Origin of the sequence: Clostridium polyendosporum (assembly GCF_018332455.1) — a bacterium.
Lineage (GTDB): Bacteria > Bacillota > Clostridia > Clostridiales > Clostridiaceae > Clostridium_AY > Clostridium_AY polyendosporum.
Window position 1 is genome coordinate 1 of sequence record NZ_BOPZ01000008.1, and the last position, 16,867, is coordinate 16,867.

Sequence of the window (16,867 nt, forward strand, 5' to 3'; positions counted from 1 at the left end):
GGTGTAAGCATGGTAACATGTTGAGCTGACTGATACTAATAGGTCGAGGGCTTGACCAATAAAAAGGCTAAAACTTATGTGCAATTTTGATGGAATAAAATTTCATCAACAAAACTTAAATTTTTTAGGAACGAGCAGTACGCGAAAGCGGCGAGTGAAGCGTGGAGCTTGCTTCAGGCAAGTGAGCACTGCAGCGAGGAAGCTGACAAAGTAATGCGAAGTTAATAAGAAATTTTATATCTGGTGATGATGCTTTTAGAGGATACACCCGTTCCCATACCGAACACGATGGTTAAGCTCTAAGAGGCCGATGGTACTGCACGGGCGACTGTGTGGGAGAGTAGGAGGTTGCCAGGTAAAAGCCTCACAGCATTGCTGTGGGGCTTTATTTCTATTAAGAATATATTATTTCGTTTTTTATTCTAGTTAATATTATTTCAATAAAACTAGGCATCGAGTCTGCTCGGCTTTAGCCTGATTTTACTTTGTAAAATAGTAGTAAATAAGAGTAGGAGGATAAATGAGGAATATATTTTTTATCATTGTGTTATCTATAAATTTATTAATGAATGGTTGTTCAAGTAAAGTTAATAATAAAAGACCAAGCGTAACCATGGAAGATAAGGGAACTTATTATAAAGTAGAGATAAATCTTGATGAAGTAACTACTCATAAGCAGATTGGAGTAGAATATGGTGAGCAAATACTAAAGTTTGTTCCTGAGTATCAAAAGTTATATGATTCTTATATGCAGGAATTAGCTATGTCTAATGAAATTCTTTATAGGGTTTTTCTTTCAAGAGTTGAAGATATTAAGGGTCAGATAAGAGATGAATATAAAGATGAAATAGAAGGATTAGCTGTAAGTCTTGTAAATGCAAAAGAAAATATAATGGGTGATGGCAAGTTATCAAAGGATGAATTGTACTTACTTAATCTGATTCCTGATGTAGTAAGAGCTACGCAATGTTCTGCATTTTCTGTATACGGAGATAAGTCTTCTACAGACAGTAATATTACTGCTAGATTATTGGATTGGTATGGGGGAAGTAAAAACCAACTTAATAAAATACAGGCAGTTACAGTATTTAACATAGATCAAAAGTCTTTTTGTTCTATAGGATATTTAGGATTTTTAGGAGTTATTACTGGTTTTAATGATAACAAGGTTTTTGGAGCTATACTAGATTCCCCTACGTTACAGCCTTATGATTCACAGAGAAAGCATTCATATACTTTAGACTTAAGATATGCTCTAGAAAATTATGATACTTTGGAGAAGGTAGCTGATTATATGAAGTCTCCAGAAAATCTTTATGCATTCTCCCATCTAATATATTTATCAGATGAAAAGAAGAGTGGTGTATTAGAAAATAATACAACTTCGAGGTCATCAGAAATGAGAGCCTTAAGGCTTGAATCATCCGAATTAAATAAGGGTGTGCAATGGAATAATAATAATTCTATTGCAGCAGTAAATGCATTTATGATAAAGGGCAATTTAGATAATTATTCTCCCGCTTTACTAAATAAAGAAAGATGGAAAAGTTTAAATTTGAAATTTAATGAGAATAGAGGTCCTTTGAGTGTTGAGGATATAAAGAAGATTGCTTCCTTTAAGAAAGGATATAAACCAGGAAAGCAAGAAGAAGGAGATATTTATAATAAAGAGACTAAACAGATAATAATATTTGAACCTAGTTCTCTAAATTTACAAGTATTTTTTAGACCAAAAGAAGGAGAATTACCTGCAGTACCTATTTTTGAGAAAATAGATATAAAGTTTAATAATCAACTTTTATAAAAACTAATTAATCCCTCTAAAGTAGATAGTAAAATTATTAGTTAATCTACTTTAGGGGGATTTTATATAATAATATAGATATATAACTTCAAAACGAAATGTTAAATCTATTTATCGTTATTATAAGTTATTTTTTACTTTTATAATAAGAAGAATTTTTAAAGCCATTTTTAATATTTGATTTAGTACTTTTCTTGATATTACTAGTGGTAGTAGGCCTACCCATACCAGGAGTCAGGATTTCTCCTTTATATATTTCTTTTGCTTCAATTTTTATTTTAAATTGATTTTCGTATTTTTTAATTAAAAATTCTTCTTTTTTTGTTACTATTGAAATAGCAGTACCATATTTTTCAGCCCTACCGGTTCTACCTACTCTATGTAGATATTCTTTTGAATCCTCAGGTAAATCTAAGTTAAAAATATGAGTTACTCCTTTTATGTCTAATCCTCTGGCTGCTAAGTCTGAAGCTACTAAAACATTGTACTTTCCACTTCTAAACCCCTCTAGAGCTTTTTTTCGTTCTTCCTTTGTTGCATTGCCGAATATTCCATAAGCTTTGATATGGTGATATTGAAGCTTTAGGGTAGTCATCTGAGTTTCTTCACTTTTATTAATAAATACTATTGCTTTTTCTGGTTTGGCAGCATGTATTAGTTTTCTTAAAACCTCAATCTTATCTCTTTGCTCTGCTGTCAAGTACAAATGAGTAATTTGGGGATTAACCAGTTGTGTATCTTCAATTTTTATAACTTCTGCATTCTTCATTAAATTCTTTCCTACATTTAATGTTGCTTCATTTATAGTCGCTGAAAATATCATTAACTGTCTGTCTCGCATTGTTGTTTTAATAACATCTTTTATTGTAGGTAAATTTTTTTCATCAAGTAATCTATCACCTTCATCTATTACAATAGTTTTAATTGTATGAGCACTTATCTTTTTTAGTTTTATAAGTTCTAATATTCTACCTGGTGATCCTACAATTATATGAGGTTTTTCCTTTAGTTTTTCAATTTGCCTTTTTATATTTACTTCTCCTATTATAGTGGTAGAAGTTACTGGTATTTCTGAATTTGTAGATAAAAGTTTTATTTGGTTGTCAATCTGGATAACTAACTCATGAGTTGGAGCTAGTATTATGACTTGCATTTCTCTTTTATCGCTATTGATTTTTTCAAATATAGGAAGTAGATAGGCTAAGGTTTTACCACTACCTGTTTGTGACTGACCGATTATATCTCTATTTTCAAGTATTAAAGGTATCGCTTTACATTGAATCCCTGTGGCATTAATTATATGTTCTTTTTTTAATGCCTCTATTAAGTTTAAATTTAATCCTAATTTATCAAATGAAGTTTCCATATGTGTCTCCTTTATTATATATTTGGATAAAAAACTTCTATAACTTTATACTTAGTATCTCCTTTATTATATACTGAGATAAAAACTTCTATAATTTTATACTTAGTGTCTCTTTTTGTCAAATATATTGGGGATATATGGGAATATATGGGGATATAATGTTAACAATAACCTTCATTTATGAAAAGTATTTGAACATTATTTTCTTTTCATAATCAAGATGATATAATTATATAAAAATATACGTACTTTTTGTTGAAGGAGTATAGAAAATGTTGAAATTATCAATATTGGAATTTTTGTTTAGACTTATTCCTGAAGGATTCTTGTTTATTCTTGCAAGTTATACATTGTCTAAAAATCTAATTGATAAAAAGAGATACTTAATATCGAGTATAATTTTGGCCATTATAGTTTATAGCATTAGGTCACTTCCAATTCATTATGGTGTACATACTATATTGGTTCTTATTATTCATATAGTCTTAACTGTGAATATAAATAAAATTGACATAATTAAATCAATTGAATCAGGTATAACTACTATTATTATTGAATTCATATGTGAAGGTATTAATGTTTTCTTAATACACAAAGTGTTTAAAGTAGATATTGATGTTATTTTTAGTCAACCCTTATTGAAAATAATATACGGTATTCCATCTCTACTAATGCTTGGATGTATTATAGTATTATGGTATATTAGATTATTAAAAAAGAAAGAATTAAGAAAGTGTTTATGATGGAAAGGCTATCTAATAATATTGCAAATAAAATATCATCTGAGTTAAAACTTGATAATGATCGTAGGGAAGTAGTAGAATATGGAGCATTTGTCTTATTACAGACACTATTGTCCATAATTTTAGTTGTTATTTTTGGGTGGTTATTCAATGTTATTATAGAAGCTTTGTTAATTTCCTTTATTATGAGTATTCTTAGAAAGTATTCTGGGGGCGTTCATGCAAGTGCATCAGATATTTGTGCTATAATTGGTACTATCGTATGTGTTGGACTGGCTATATTGATTTCGTATATTAATTCATTACTAAACCTAAACTTTGTTTTGATTTTAGGAGTGTTAATTTTTATATGGTCTTATTATATTGTTTATAAGTTAGTTCCAGTAGATAGTCCAACAAAACCAATAAAAAATGAAGAAAAAAGAAAGCGTATGAAAAAAAGTTCTATTACGATTTTAAATATGTATCTAATTATTGTAGTATTTATTATAGTAACTTATTTGAATATAGGAGTAGAGCATCTTCTTAACTATTCTCTGTGCATATATGTAGGTCTTGCTTGGCAGGTTTTTACTCTAACTTCAACGGGGCACTTTATAATGGCTAGAATAGACACCTTCTTTAATAAAATATTAATATCTGAAAGGAGGTGAATGCAAGGTGAATAAGCTTACTAAATTAGCTATGAAATTATCAGCAGCTTTCCTAACTCTTATTGCAGCATCAACTGCTTCAACTGCATGTTTCTGGGGGTATTATCAACCAAAGGAACCTAAATGCTTGAGCGAAGAATAAAAAAGAAGTGGGGTCGGGACAACCGGCCTTATTTACTGTAGTATAATGGGTTTTACGAGGTAAAATATATATGAATATATTTGAAGAAAGTAAACAAAAAAAAATACATGATATAGTATCGGTAGTAAAGTTATGTTCTTTATTATTTTCGGGAATAATATTCTTTAAGTATTTATTTATCAGCGGTAATATTACTAACAATTATAGATATACTTCTTATGCTATAACATCAATTATTACTGCTGCGTTTATGTTGATATTAATATACTTTATATGGGAGTTTTCAATAATAAAAAATATTAATTATAAATATGTTAAAATTATGCAATTAATAGAGAATTTTATATTTATTTTTATATTTTTTGTATTAATACTTTTATCGGGTGCTCAAACAAGTCAGTATAAAATTTTATTTGAATTTATTATTATAACTTCTACTATAGAATCAGGTATGAAGCAGGGCCTTATTATGACCTGTATTTCTGTTGCTATTATTCTAACCATGGATATTGTTTGTTTACCTAATGTACAGATTAATCAGTATTTTGAGAATGATATAATACTGTCTGGCCTTTTTTTCCTTACGGCATGGCCCTTAGGGTATTATGTAAAAATTGAAAAAGATCATATTAAAAAACTTGAGAGTTTAGCAAATAAAGATGGGCTTACAGATACGTATAACCACAGAGCTTTTCATGATGCATTAAGAGAGCAAATAAAATCATGTGAAAAGGAATATAAGCCCCTTTCTATGATATTTATAGATATAGATTATTTTAAACATTACAATGATTTTAATGGTCATCAACAAGGTGATGAAGTATTGAAAAAGATAGGATTGTTACTGAATACCAGTGTAAGAAAAGGTGATATAGTGGCAAGATATGGTGGAGAAGAATTTGCCATAATATTACCTTATACTGAAGAGAAAGACGCTGTTGTTATTGCAGAGAATATGAGAATGCAGATAGAGAAAACTTATTTTAAAGGTGAAGAAAATCAGCCCAATGGAAAAATAACTGCTTCTATGGGGATTTCTACTTATCCAAATAAAGCTAAGAATGATGTAGAACTTATAAAGAGTGCTGATGATGCTCTTTACAGAGCTAAGTTCTTTAGGAAAAACAGAGTTGAAACTTATAGTTCTATATTAGATGAATTAAAAAATGATATAGAAGAAAAACATATAGATGTGGTTACATCAATAAAAACATTAATTAGCGTTATTAATGCAAAAGATAAATATACATATGGTCATGTTGAAAGGGTAGTTATGTATAGTAGATTATTAGCTGATAAGCTCCAGCTAAACGATGAAGATAAAAAGAATCTTATTTATGGTGCATATATGCATGATATAGGGAAGATAAATATTTCAAAAGAAATACTTAACAAGAAGATGCCTTTAGATAAGGAAGAATGGGAGATTTTGAAACAGCATAGTATTAACGGAGTAGAAATAATCAAATCTGTTGATTCTCTTAAGGCAGTTTCCCCTCTAATAATGTATCACCATGAAAGATATGATGGTAATGGTTACCCAGAAAATCTAAAAAGGGAGAACATACCATATCTTGCTAGAGTCTTGACAGTGGTAGATAGCTTTGATGCTATGACTTCTAATAGGCCATATAATAAAAGAAAGACCTATCAGAAAGCTATAGAAGAATTAAGAAGGTGTAGTGGCACTCAGTTTGATCCACATATTGTTGAGAAGTTTATAGAAGTTATTAAAGAAATTGAAGATACAATCTTTCTTTAAAAATAAGAAGTCAGGGTAAAGATATAATAAAATGCTAAAATATAATAAATCTCAAATCAGAACCTTAATAATATTCAGTGTGTTTCAAATATTAATAGCCTTAGTGTTTATAAAATTAAGTAAGTGCTACTCTATGGCTATAGAAAATGGTTTTGTTGTTTTTTTTAGTGCTTTATGTTTTTATATTTTTATTTTCATAATACCTGTAATGTTATATTTAAAGATTTTAGATAAAGTTAATCCTTTTACATATTTAAAATTAAACCATAATATTCTTAGTGGAATTTTTAAAGGGATATTTATAGGAGTCCTTATTTTTATATTTGTATTATTAAAAAATAAATTTCAAATTTATAGATATGCGTATGTTAAACAAGATATATTTTATATTTTAGGTAGGGTAATCGTTGGTCCATTAGAAGAAATTCCATTCAGAGGTTTTTATATGCAAAAATTTTCAAAGTATATGAGCTTTTGGAAGTCTAATATACTATCATCAATGTTATTTTCTATTATGCATGTACTAGGACAAGTGAATTTTGAATCATTGATTTTAATTTTTATAATAGGATTGTGGATGGGATACATTTTTAAAGAAACTCAATCATTATGGTGTGTATCTATAATACATTCTATTTACGACCTATCAATATGGATTATTTTATAGTAAACATATTTACCAGCTCAATGTGAGTTGGTTTTTTTGTTTAGTATCATTTAGTAAAGACAAATCTAGCTAAAACTGAGTAGGGTTGATCGTATTAAATGTAAATGTTTTATAAGAAAGAAGGTTATGTTGCAGTTTAATAATTATATGCAAAAATTATTGTACAATAGGTAATGATATTTACTAATGGATATTAAATTATCAATAAAATATTTTAAACATTATTGATTTTTTAATAGATAATTGATAATATATTTATTAAGAACATTAGGTTATATTTATAATTTATTAATTATTAATCTAAGATAGTATTTATTTTAGATAATCATAAGTAAACACTATAGGGAGGTTATTTTATGAAGAAAAGACTATTAGGGTCAATAATGGTACTTACCTTAGCAGGAAGTTTATTTGTAGGATGTTCAAAGAATGAATTAAAAGAAAGTGACGTTATTAAAATTGGTGGAATAGCGCCACTTACCGGAAAAGTTGCAACTTATGGACAGTCAGTTAAAGATGCAGTTTTGCTTGCTGAAGAAGAGATTAATAACAAAGGTGGCATAAATGGAAAAAAGGTTAAGGTTGTTTATGAGGACGACCAAGCCGAGCAAAATGCAGCAATAAATGCATTTAACAAATTAGTTGATGATGAAAAGGTAGTTGCAATACTTGGACCAGTAACTTCTGGTGCAACCTTGGCAGTAGCACCAAAAGCAACACAAAATAAAATACCACTATTAACACCTACGGCTACAGAACCAAACATAACTAAAATTGGTGGAGACTTTGTATTTAGAGGTTGTTATGTAGATTCTTTCCAAGGATCAACGATGGCAAAGTTTGCTGCGAAGGATTTAGAGAAAAAGACAGCAGCAATTTTATATAATATAGGATCAGACTATTCAAAGGGTATAGCAGAGTCTTTTAAGAAGGATTTTGAAGCTCAGGGAGGAAAGGTTCTAGAGTTATTAAGCTATAATAACGGAGATAAGGATTTTAACGCTCAGTTAACAAAGGTAAAGACTGCAAATCCAGATGTTTTATTTCTTCCAGATTACTTTGATGTTGCTGCTTTAGCTGCAAAACAAGCAAGAGAACTAGGCGTTAAATCACAATTTTTAGGAGTAGATGGATGGGATGCTGAAGATCTCTACAATATTGCAGGAGATGCAATAAAGGGTGGATTGTTCATAAATCACTACTTCCAAGGAGATCCTGCAAAGGAAGTTCAAGATTTTGTTACTGCATACAAGGGAAAATATAACAAAGAACCAGATGCTCTAGCTGCTTTAGGATATGATGCTGCTAAGACATTATTTAAAGCAATTGAAGATGCTAAGAGTGCAGACGGTGATAAGATAAGAGAAGCGCTAACAAAGATACAAATAACAGGTGTTACTGGAAAGCAAAGCTTTGGTGAAGATAGAACAGCTGTTAAGGGTGCTGTAATACTAAAGGTTGAAGGAGAAAAGAGATCATTAGTTAAAAAGATAAACCCTTAGTACTCTAAGAAAGCTGATTAGGCATCTAGCTTATTAAATTTAAGTTATATTTCACTTGGTGAAATCACTGAAAATAAACTAAGAAAAGATAGTAATGATTTTATAAGTTAACCCAGTACTAATTATTGTACTGGGTTTTTGCTTGATACTAAAAAGTGTTTATTTATTATTATTAAATAATGTAGGACATCTAGAAAAGAGGGTGTAATTTGCTACTTCCCACCCATGCTTAAATATTAAATCAAATTCATCGTTGGTAAGACTTCTAAGAGTTGTGGGGAAATTAGAAGCTTCTTCAACTTCTTGTTTCGTTAAAACATTTTTTGTAGAATTCTTAATTTGTTCAGTGCTCATTCCTGCTTCAATCATAATATGTCTTGCAGTATTACCGCTTCTTAAATAGACTCCTGAGTTATTTTTACTACTTAAATAACTAACAATCTGACGCGCTCTTAAGCTTCTTACCTGATCCATAGTAATAAGAACTAATCTGAATGGACTTTTAAACGCTAGCCTCTCTTCTATACCAAGAGCTTTTGAGACATCGCTTACTATAAGAAAATTATACTCTTCTTTAAAATTTATACTATTTGGTTTAAAGACAGCTTCAACTCCTAGATTATCATAAACACCACCATCCCATAAATGTAATTTAGAGAATGTGGGGGTGTACTTTTCAATTCCAATAGGATGACCTTTTTTATATTTAAACCAAGTGTATTTTTTTGTTTTTAAAACTAATGGACCTATAAGTCCGGGAAATGATGCAGACGCCGCCATTGCAGTTGATAGTTTTATCTTAGGGTGATTAACATAGTTAATAAGGTAATCTCCCATTTTTTTATGAGTAAATCTCCAATTCTTTCCTGTTTCATAGGTAGTTGCATTTATAACCCATTCAGGATAGTCTGGAATTTCAGAAATACTTTGGTTAATGTTCCAACAATGTTCTATTGCTTGAGAAATTATATTAGCTTTAAATTTAGACAATAGCCAAGGATTAGAAAATAATTTTAAAAATCCATATCTTTGTATATCGGTTTTTGTAAGATAGTATTTAACCTTAGTTAATACTTGGTTTTTAAATTCTTCACTGCTTGGCCATCTGTTGAGTATAGAGTATACCAAACCTGTAACTAGAGTGCCGCCTGAAACTGTTGATATAAGAGAAATGTTTTCTAGTAAGTTGTCTTCAGCTAGTCTTTGTAAAATTCCTAGATGAAAAACAGATGCTCGAACTCCACCACCAGATAGTGCTAATGCTATTTTCATATTATCTACAGTATCAACCATATAATTTATTCACCTCGTATATCGTATAGTTTTATAATCGAAAGATAGAAGATATATAAATATAATTTTTGTTATTTAAAAAATAATTATAATAACATTATAAATAAATATAAAAAATATATTGCATTGATTAAACTTCTGTGTTACTATAGAGAAAACTTAATCGGAATTCGACAATTACCTAGGGTAGAGGCGCTATAAGCTAATAGTACTCATCAGTAGCTGGCAAGCATTGATGGATGAGAAAAGGAGCTATAGCCGAAGAGGTTGTTTTGGCAAAAACAACTTCTGGCTTTGCATATAACATATGCAGGGCTGTCACTTAAAGTTTTAAGTGGAGAGCTACAAGGTTACATCATAATGCATAACCATCTTTGATTATTATATGCAGCCAAGGTGTACCTTGGCTGCATTTATTTTTTTTGTTGGAAAAAGGGGGATTTTTTTTGAAAACAATAGTTCAAAAGTATGGTGGTAGCTCAGTAGCTACTACAGAAAAGATTTTAAAAGTGGCAGATACTTTGATAAAAAGAAAGAAAGAAGATAATAGAATAGTTGTAGTTGTATCAGCTATGGGTGATACAACAGATGATTTAATTGGATTAACAAAGCAAATAAGTAAGAATCCAGATAAAAGAGAGATGGATGCACTATTAGCAACTGGTGAGATGATTTCTGCATCACTTCTTTCAATGGCTCTTATAGAAAAAGGCTATGATGCAGTAAGCTATACAGCATATCAGATTGGAATTAAAACTACAGGATTATACGGAAGATCTCTTATAGATGATATAGACGTTAGTAGAGTTGAAAAAAGCCTTAGTGAAGGAAAAATTGTTATAGTAGCAGGTTTCCAAGGTGTTAATGAAGATGGTGATATAACAACTCTAGGAAGAGGAGGATCAGATACATCTGCTGTTGCTCTTGCTGTAAAATTACAAGGTGAGTGCGAAATATACACAGATGTTGACGGAATTTATAGCTGTGATCCAAGAAAGTTTAAAGAAGCAAAAAAACTTGAATTCATAGATTATGAAGAAATGTTGGAGTTAGCAAGTCTTGGAGCACAAGTTATGCATTCAAGAAGTGTAGAGCTTGCTCAAAAGTATAATATACCAATTTATGTTGGATTAAGTTGTAGTGATATAAAGGGAACCATAATTAAGGGGGTTAAGGATATGAATTTAGAAAGTAAATCAGTAACAGGATTAGCAACTTGTGATGAAGATATATCTATAACAGTAAAAAATTTACCATCAAATATTAATATTTTATCAGATTTATTTGAGCGTGTTGCAAGAAAGAAAATTAATATAGATATGATTTCTCAAACAGCACCGTTAGGAGAAAAAGTTAATGTTTCATTTACAATACCACACAGTGATTTAGATGAATGTTTAGATATTTTAAGAGATTTTACAATAGAAGACAATATCCATATAGATGAAAATATAACTAAATTTTCTCTAGTAGGTCTTGGAATGAAGAATACAACAGGAGTAGCTGCAAGTTTATTTAGAATTTTTTCAGAAGCTCAAATTGAAGTGAAGATGATAACAACTTCAGAAATAAGAATAACTTGTGCTATAAAAAATGATGATAAGATAAAGGCTATTGACTTGGCAGCAAAGCAGTTTAATTTATAATTTCATGCATGTTTTAAAACAAAGTAAACTTGATTTAGTTTCTTTTCAAGTAAAATTATTTGAAAAAAGTAGGTGAATAACATGAGCCTGTTAGAAAAAGATCTTAATAAGCTGGTTAATGCTTTAGAAATGGGAAAAAATTTTTCTCAATTACAAATACAAAGTGATTATGAAAAGATGTTTAAAGATAATCTAGCAGAATTAGATAGCGTTAGCTTAATGAATCAATTAAGCAAAAATGACTTAGACAAAATTCGAAAGTACTTAGAGATAAGGGGTAAAAGTTCTCTTAGAAAAGCAGAGCTTATAGTAGCTTTAAGTAAATACATAATGGATAACACTAGTGAAATTCTTATGAATACACTAGATGTAGAACAATTAAAATTTATTAGGTGCATATTAAAAAACAACGGTAGAATAAATTATATAAGAACAGAGAAAAATGATGAAATCATTAATAGTTTGAGGATATTGGGAATTATATATCCTATAAGACATGAAATGGGATGTAAGCAGCTAATTATACCAAATAATTTTATAGATGTTATAGATAAAACCTTAAAGAATAAGGATATTATAAGTAAAATATATAAAAACGATAGAATTTATAATTTGGCTAGAGGATTAATTAATATATATGGAATTGTACCTTTTAATATTTTGAATCAAAAGATATACAATATAATTGGTGAAGAATTAGAAGTTAATTATCTATTTAATACTTTATGGAAATACAATGAAAGAAGCACGTTTTTTAGATGGCATGAAAATCAGTATTTTGTAAGTATACAAGTATTTGATGTTAATAATATTCTAAAGGAACAGTTTGAAAGAATAGAGATTCAATATAAGGATTTTGATGAAAAAGCTATTATATCAGCATCTAAGAATAAATATTCAGTATGGAATGAATGGTATAAGTCAATGTATTCATTTTTAATAAACTTTCCTAATATTACGGAAGAATTTGCTGTTGAATTTATAAATGATATTAGTAACATGCTGAAAAATAATTTTAGTATTTTTGATATAGTTAATACTTGTAGTCAAAAAATTGTATTTAATAATGAAGATAAGTTAAAGAAGTTTGTGGGCCTATTGACGGATGTCGCTAGTAACTGCAACTTGTGGATTCTTAAAGGTCATACGCCAAATGAAATTTATAATGTAGAAAAGGAAGCTAGTAGTACTGCAATAATTAAGCGTGAAAAGATTGGCAGAAATCAACCGTGTACATGCGGTAGCAACAAGAAGTACAAGCGTTGCTGTGGAAGAGGCTAAGTTTTAGTGATTTGTAAAAAATATTTAATTTAAAATGTGTAATAAAGTTAAGATATGCTAGGAGAAATAAATAGGTTGTTCTAAAGGAGTATGGTATCTTTAGAACAACCTATTTATTTGTTGTCATTTTACAAAATGAAATTTCACTAAAGCTTCAGAATACAGCTTAGGCATATGTATTAAAATGAAAAAACTCATAATAAAAGATTATGACTATATAAGTATAAACTTTGAGTTTCTATATAAAAAAGCTATATACAATAGGTATAAAAACTGCTGGTAACAGATTGGCTACCTTTATTTTTGTAACTCCTAACATATTTAATCCTAATCCTATAATAAGTAAGCTTCCGACTGCAGTCATATTACTTACAACTGTATCTATTAAAATACCTTTTAAAAAAGATGCTCCTAGAGTTATAGATCCTTGATATACTAAAACAGAAATAGAGGAAAATAATACGCCTACTCCTAGTGAGGAAGCAAATATAATAGAGCCAATTCCATCGAGTATAGACTTTGCAAAAAGTATATCATGTTTTCCTTGAAGACCGCTTTCTAGGGAACCTACTATAGCCATAGCCCCTACACAAAACAAAAGACTAGAGCTAACAAACCCTTCAGAAAAAGAACTATTATTATTGTTTTTAAATTTTGCTTGTAAGAAATCTCCGAGCCTTTTCAACCATTCATCAATATCTATAATTTCTCCAATTAGAGCACCTAAAGCTATAGATATAATTATTAATAGAGGATTGTTTCCTTTTAGTGAACCTGAGATTCCAATGTAAATTACACATAATGATAATCCATTCATTATGGTATTACTTACTTTCTCTGAAAGTCCACCTTTAATAATTAGTCCGATTATACAGCCTGATATGATTGCAATGACATTTACTATAGTACCTAGCAAAAATAAAACCCCCTTTTTATATTGAAAAATACAACAAGTTAATTCTACAACATTGAATGGTTTCATGCAAAACTAAAAACCATACGCTATTTGAAATTAAGCGCATGGTTTTTTAGAGGATACTTTTCTTTTTAACAATGTGTGTTTAATTAGTTTAGTTTATAGGCTGCACTGTTTATTCATAGTTTAGTATAAAAGTCGTTAAAATAAATATTCCCCAAAAGAGAGATTCCATTGAACCATTAAATATAGGAGAGTGAAGTGGATTTTCACCTAGCTTTCCATCAGCTATACCGAGCCTAAAATGAACACAAGGAATTTTTTCGCAGTAATAGGAGAAGTCCTCTGAAGCAAAGGTTTTATCTAATGGTAGTACATTATCCTTTCCTATTGCGTTTATAATAACATTCACAAATTCTTCTGTTAGCTTTTTATCAGTTATTAGTGGAGGGTAGTGCATAATGTATTTAATATTAGATTCACATCCATACTTTTCTGCTGTGAGTTTGGAAACATCTAGAATATCTTCTTTTAATTTATATCTTAAATTATTATCAAATGTTCTTAGAGTTCCTTTAATTTCTGCTATATTTGAAATAACATTACTTACACTTCCACAGTTAAGAGTTGCAAAGGTTAAAACGTGAGGATTTAAAGGATTATTTTCTAATTTTGATTTTATTGTCATTGCATTTATAAAATCCATAGCAGGGTAAAGAGGATTTCTACAAAGGTGTGGAGTAGCAGCATGTCCTCCAATTCCTTTAAAAATTATGTGAAAGTCATCTACTGAAGCCATGGAAGGGCCACCAGTGATTTCAATTTTACCAACGGGAATTTTAGGCCAAACGTGAAAACCTAACAAAGCTTTAACTTTGGGAGTTTCTAAAGCACCTTCTTCTATCATATGAACTGCACCACCTATTGCTTCCTCCGCTGGCTGAAGAAGGAACTTTACAGTCTTATTGCAGCCTAACTTCTTCAAAATCAAAGCTGTACCAAGCGTTATAGCCATATGAAAATCATGACCACAAGCATGAGATACTCCATTAACTGAGATAGCATCAATATCTGATCTTAGAGCTATAGCTTCATTTCCACAACCTAAGGTAGCCACAACACCTGTTTTTGCAATTTTTTCTCCCTCAATTCCTATAGAATTAAAAAAGTCTAATATAATCTTCTGAGTGTTATATTCTTTAAAAGATAACTCAGGGTTATGATGAAGTTTTTTCCATAGTAATTCAATTTCGTTTAAATTTTGATTAATAATATCTTTAATAGTATTCAATTTTATCGCCCCCTGTATAGTTTATTATATGATTTTTATCAAACTTCGCAAATGTTTTTTTATGTAATTTAGTGTAAAGAAAAAATTCCCTGCCAGATTAATGGTGGGGAATTTTAAATTATTGCCATTTTTATAATATAAATTTATAGACTAACCAGAAGTGGCTAAAACTTCCCATAAGTACAAATATATGAAATATTTCATGAAAACCAAACTTTGGAGATATATTAGGAGACTTAATAGCATATATTATTCCTCCTATAGTATAAAGTATTCCACCAACTAAAAGCCATAAAAAACCACTTAAAAGTAGGTTTCTATATATGGGTACACTTAAGGTTAATGCCATCCAACCCATTGCTATATAGAATGATGTATATAGCCAACGAGGGCAATTATTCCAAAATACTTTTACTAATATTCCAACTATAGCAAGAGTCCAAACTGTTATAAGTACACCAATTCTTAAGTTACCTTTTAAAACTACAGCACAAATTGGAGTGTAAGTGCCTGCAATAAGTACAAATATCATTGAATGATCCAATTTTCTTAAAACTGTGATGACTTTATCAGAAGATTTTACTGAATGATATATTGAACTTGCAGTATATAAAAATATTAGACTTAATCCGAATATAATAGCAGAAGTTAACTTTGATGGTGAGAAGTCATCAACAGCTACAACTTTTATAATCATTGCTAATAATCCAAAAAATGATGAAATAACTCCAAGTAAATGGCTAATACTATTAATAGGTTCTCTTATATATTTGTTCATATCAATATCCCCTTTCTATACAACAGCAAGTGGTTATTCAAACTATGTTATATTATGTCTATATTATATGTTGTAGTAGGAATAATATGCAAGTAATTATTTTTTTTATTATAGTTAATTATTAATCATATAACTAGATATTTCTTGAAATATCTACTAAATTCTATTAATATTAAATTAAGTAGTTTTAAAAACTACTTGTTGTTATTTATATGTTGAAGAAAGTAGGTATTTAACATGAATTTTGAAAAGGAAAATATAAATACAGAGAATATTCTTAAAAAATTAGAAGAGTTACATCTTTCAGATGATATACTTTTAGAACAGATTCCCAATCTTGATTTGTATATGGATCAGGTAATAACTCTTTTCGAAAATAATTTGGCAGGTACGAAAAGAAATGAAGAGGATAAGCTTCTTACAAAAACAATGATTAATAATTACACCAAAGATAAACTTCTTATGGGGGCTGTTAAGAAAAAGTATACAAGAGAGCATATCATTCTGATGATACTTATTTATAATTTAAAGCAGAGTATTGCTATAAATGATATAAAAAGTATTTTAAATCCTATTGTTGAGAAAGTGGGGAATAATGAAAAGGTTAATTTAGAAGAGTTATATTTAAAATATCTTAAGATTAAGAAGGAAAATAGCGAACACTTGAAAACTTCTATGCAGGAAAAACTAGATGTGGTTAAAGAGAATGATGGGGGATTACTTCTATATATACTTTCTTTAATAGATATGGCCAATGGATATAGAAAACTTGCAGAAAACCTTATAGACAATTACTTCCCTAAAGTGGACAAATAGACTTAATAAAAAAAGGTAACCTGCTTTTAATTGTTGCCATCTCACAAAGTGAAATTTGGCTAAAATTGAACAGACCTAATAGGCGTTCAATTTTATACAATCTTATGCAAGGTACCTTTTTGTTAAGTTTACTTATGAATAATTCTATATAAATCTCGCTAATAAATTCCTTTGTTATGAGATTTTAATTAGTAATGACTAATAAAT

At 29.3% G+C, this 16,867-nt stretch carries 15 protein-coding genes, 1 rRNA gene and 1 riboswitch; of the genes, 11 read left to right on the forward strand and 5 right to left on the reverse strand.

Annotated elements, in window-relative coordinates; all coding sequences use genetic code 11:
* Window positions 1-239 precede the first annotated feature (239 nt).
* Window positions 240-357: ribosomal RNA gene (gene rrf / locus CPJCM30710_RS06235) — 5S ribosomal RNA — on the forward strand.
* A 163-nt stretch (window positions 358-520) separates the two neighbouring features.
* Window positions 521-1,804 (forward strand): C45 family autoproteolytic acyltransferase/hydolase, encoded by a 1,284-nt coding sequence (locus tag CPJCM30710_RS06240; RefSeq protein ID WP_212903316.1) that lies wholly within the window; start codon window positions 521-523, stop codon window positions 1,802-1,804.
* 127 nt (window positions 1,805-1,931) lie between these two features.
* Here CPJCM30710_RS06240 and CPJCM30710_RS06245 read toward each other — a convergent pair whose 3' ends face one another.
* The gene (locus CPJCM30710_RS06245) at window positions 1,932-3,170 is read right to left on the reverse strand and encodes a DEAD/DEAH box helicase (RefSeq protein WP_212903317.1); all 1,239 of its coding nucleotides are present in this window, start codon (window positions 3,168-3,170) and stop codon (window positions 1,932-1,934) included.
* Window positions 3,171-3,442: 272 nt separating this feature from the next.
* Here CPJCM30710_RS06245 and CPJCM30710_RS06250 point away from each other — a divergent pair, with 272 nt between their 5' ends.
* From CPJCM30710_RS06250 to CPJCM30710_RS06275, 6 genes are all read left to right on the forward strand, one after another.
* Window positions 3,443-3,913 (forward strand): hypothetical protein, encoded by a 471-nt coding sequence (locus CPJCM30710_RS06250; protein WP_212903318.1) that lies wholly within the window; start codon window positions 3,443-3,445, stop codon window positions 3,911-3,913.
* Complete coding sequence (locus CPJCM30710_RS06255) at window positions 3,904-4,566, forward strand: accessory gene regulator ArgB-like protein (RefSeq protein ID WP_212903319.1); 663 nt, start codon at window positions 3,904-3,906, stop codon at window positions 4,564-4,566. The genes CPJCM30710_RS06250 and CPJCM30710_RS06255 overlap by 10 nt, the downstream gene beginning before the upstream one ends.
* Window positions 4,567-4,573: 7 nt before the next feature.
* A complete protein-coding gene (locus tag CPJCM30710_RS06260) occupies window positions 4,574-4,708 on the forward strand; it encodes a cyclic lactone autoinducer peptide (protein ID WP_212903320.1) in 135 nt (44 codons plus the stop codon).
* A gap of 70 nt (window positions 4,709-4,778) precedes the next feature.
* Entirely contained in the window at window positions 4,779-6,470 is a 1,692-nt protein-coding gene (locus CPJCM30710_RS06265; RefSeq protein ID WP_212903321.1) for a bifunctional diguanylate cyclase/phosphohydrolase, read from the forward strand.
* 133 nt (window positions 6,471-6,603) lie between these two features.
* Window positions 6,604-7,137, forward strand: coding sequence for a CPBP family intramembrane glutamic endopeptidase (locus CPJCM30710_RS06270; RefSeq protein ID WP_212903322.1), 534 nt, complete (start codon window positions 6,604-6,606; stop codon window positions 7,135-7,137).
* A gap of 356 nt (window positions 7,138-7,493) precedes the next feature.
* The gene (locus tag CPJCM30710_RS06275) at window positions 7,494-8,639 is read left to right on the forward strand and encodes an ABC transporter substrate-binding protein (RefSeq protein ID WP_212903323.1); all 1,146 of its coding nucleotides are present in this window, start codon (window positions 7,494-7,496) and stop codon (window positions 8,637-8,639) included.
* A 159-nt stretch (window positions 8,640-8,798) separates the two neighbouring features.
* On the opposite strand, the gene CPJCM30710_RS06280 is transcribed toward CPJCM30710_RS06275, so the two are convergent.
* Window positions 8,799-9,932, reverse strand: coding sequence for a patatin-like phospholipase family protein (locus CPJCM30710_RS06280; protein ID WP_212903324.1), 1,134 nt, complete (start codon window positions 9,930-9,932; stop codon window positions 8,799-8,801).
* Window positions 9,933-10,111: 179 nt separating this feature from the next.
* Window positions 10,112-10,285: riboswitch (Lysine riboswitch) on the forward strand.
* Window positions 10,286-10,378: 93 nt separating this feature from the next.
* On the opposite strand from CPJCM30710_RS06280, the gene CPJCM30710_RS06285 reads away from it, so the two are divergent.
* Both CPJCM30710_RS06285 and CPJCM30710_RS06290 read left to right on the forward strand, forming a co-directional pair.
* Window positions 10,379-11,578, forward strand: coding sequence for an aspartate kinase (locus CPJCM30710_RS06285; protein ID WP_212903325.1), 1,200 nt, complete (start codon window positions 10,379-10,381; stop codon window positions 11,576-11,578).
* 81 nt (window positions 11,579-11,659) lie between these two features.
* The gene (locus CPJCM30710_RS06290) at window positions 11,660-12,859 is read left to right on the forward strand and encodes an SEC-C metal-binding domain-containing protein (protein ID WP_212903326.1); all 1,200 of its coding nucleotides are present in this window, start codon (window positions 11,660-11,662) and stop codon (window positions 12,857-12,859) included.
* 238 nt (window positions 12,860-13,097) lie between these two features.
* Here the strand turns inward: CPJCM30710_RS06290 and CPJCM30710_RS06295 are convergent, their stop codons facing one another.
* From CPJCM30710_RS06295 to trhA, 3 genes are all read right to left on the reverse strand, one after another.
* A complete protein-coding gene (locus CPJCM30710_RS06295; RefSeq protein WP_212903327.1) occupies window positions 13,098-13,775 on the reverse strand; it encodes a DUF554 domain-containing protein in 678 nt (225 codons plus the stop codon).
* A gap of 175 nt (window positions 13,776-13,950) precedes the next feature.
* A complete protein-coding gene (locus CPJCM30710_RS06300) occupies window positions 13,951-15,066 on the reverse strand; it encodes a M20 metallopeptidase family protein (RefSeq protein ID WP_246503480.1) in 1,116 nt (371 codons plus the stop codon).
* A 130-nt stretch (window positions 15,067-15,196) separates the two neighbouring features.
* Window positions 15,197-15,844: a PAQR family membrane homeostasis protein TrhA gene (gene trhA, locus CPJCM30710_RS06305; protein ID WP_212903328.1), complete on the reverse strand. Its 648-nt coding sequence runs from the start codon at window positions 15,842-15,844 to the stop codon at window positions 15,197-15,199.
* Between the two features lie 237 nt (window positions 15,845-16,081).
* On the opposite strand from trhA, the gene CPJCM30710_RS06310 reads away from it, so the two are divergent.
* Window positions 16,082-16,660, forward strand: a complete 579-nt coding sequence (locus CPJCM30710_RS06310) for a DUF1836 domain-containing protein (RefSeq protein WP_212903329.1) — start codon at window positions 16,082-16,084, stop codon at window positions 16,658-16,660.
* The last annotated feature ends 207 nt before the right edge of the window (window positions 16,661-16,867 follow it).

Bases quoted from the DNA above. Each gene is read 5' to 3' on its own strand.
- CPJCM30710_RS06240 (WP_212903316.1), top strand. From the start codon at position 521: ATGAGGAATATATTTTTTATCATTGTGTTATCTATAAATTTATTAATG.
- trhA (WP_212903328.1), bottom strand. From the start codon at position 15,844: ATGAACAAATATATAAGAGAACCTATTAATAGTATTAGCCATTTACTT.
- CPJCM30710_RS06275 (WP_212903323.1), top strand. From the start codon at position 7,494: ATGAAGAAAAGACTATTAGGGTCAATAATGGTACTTACCTTAGCAGGA.
- CPJCM30710_RS06290 (WP_212903326.1), top strand. From the start codon at position 11,660: ATGAGCCTGTTAGAAAAAGATCTTAATAAGCTGGTTAATGCTTTAGAA.
- CPJCM30710_RS06280 (WP_212903324.1), bottom strand. From the start codon at position 9,932: ATGGTTGATACTGTAGATAATATGAAAATAGCATTAGCACTATCTGGT.
- CPJCM30710_RS06245 (WP_212903317.1), bottom strand. From the start codon at position 3,170: ATGGAAACTTCATTTGATAAATTAGGATTAAATTTAAACTTAATAGAG.
- CPJCM30710_RS06310 (WP_212903329.1), top strand. From the start codon at position 16,082: ATGAATTTTGAAAAGGAAAATATAAATACAGAGAATATTCTTAAAAAA.
- CPJCM30710_RS06250 (WP_212903318.1), top strand. From the start codon at position 3,443: ATGTTGAAATTATCAATATTGGAATTTTTGTTTAGACTTATTCCTGAA.
- CPJCM30710_RS06265 (WP_212903321.1), top strand. From the start codon at position 4,779: ATGAATATATTTGAAGAAAGTAAACAAAAAAAAATACATGATATAGTA.
- CPJCM30710_RS06270 (WP_212903322.1), top strand. From the start codon at position 6,604: ATGGCTATAGAAAATGGTTTTGTTGTTTTTTTTAGTGCTTTATGTTTT.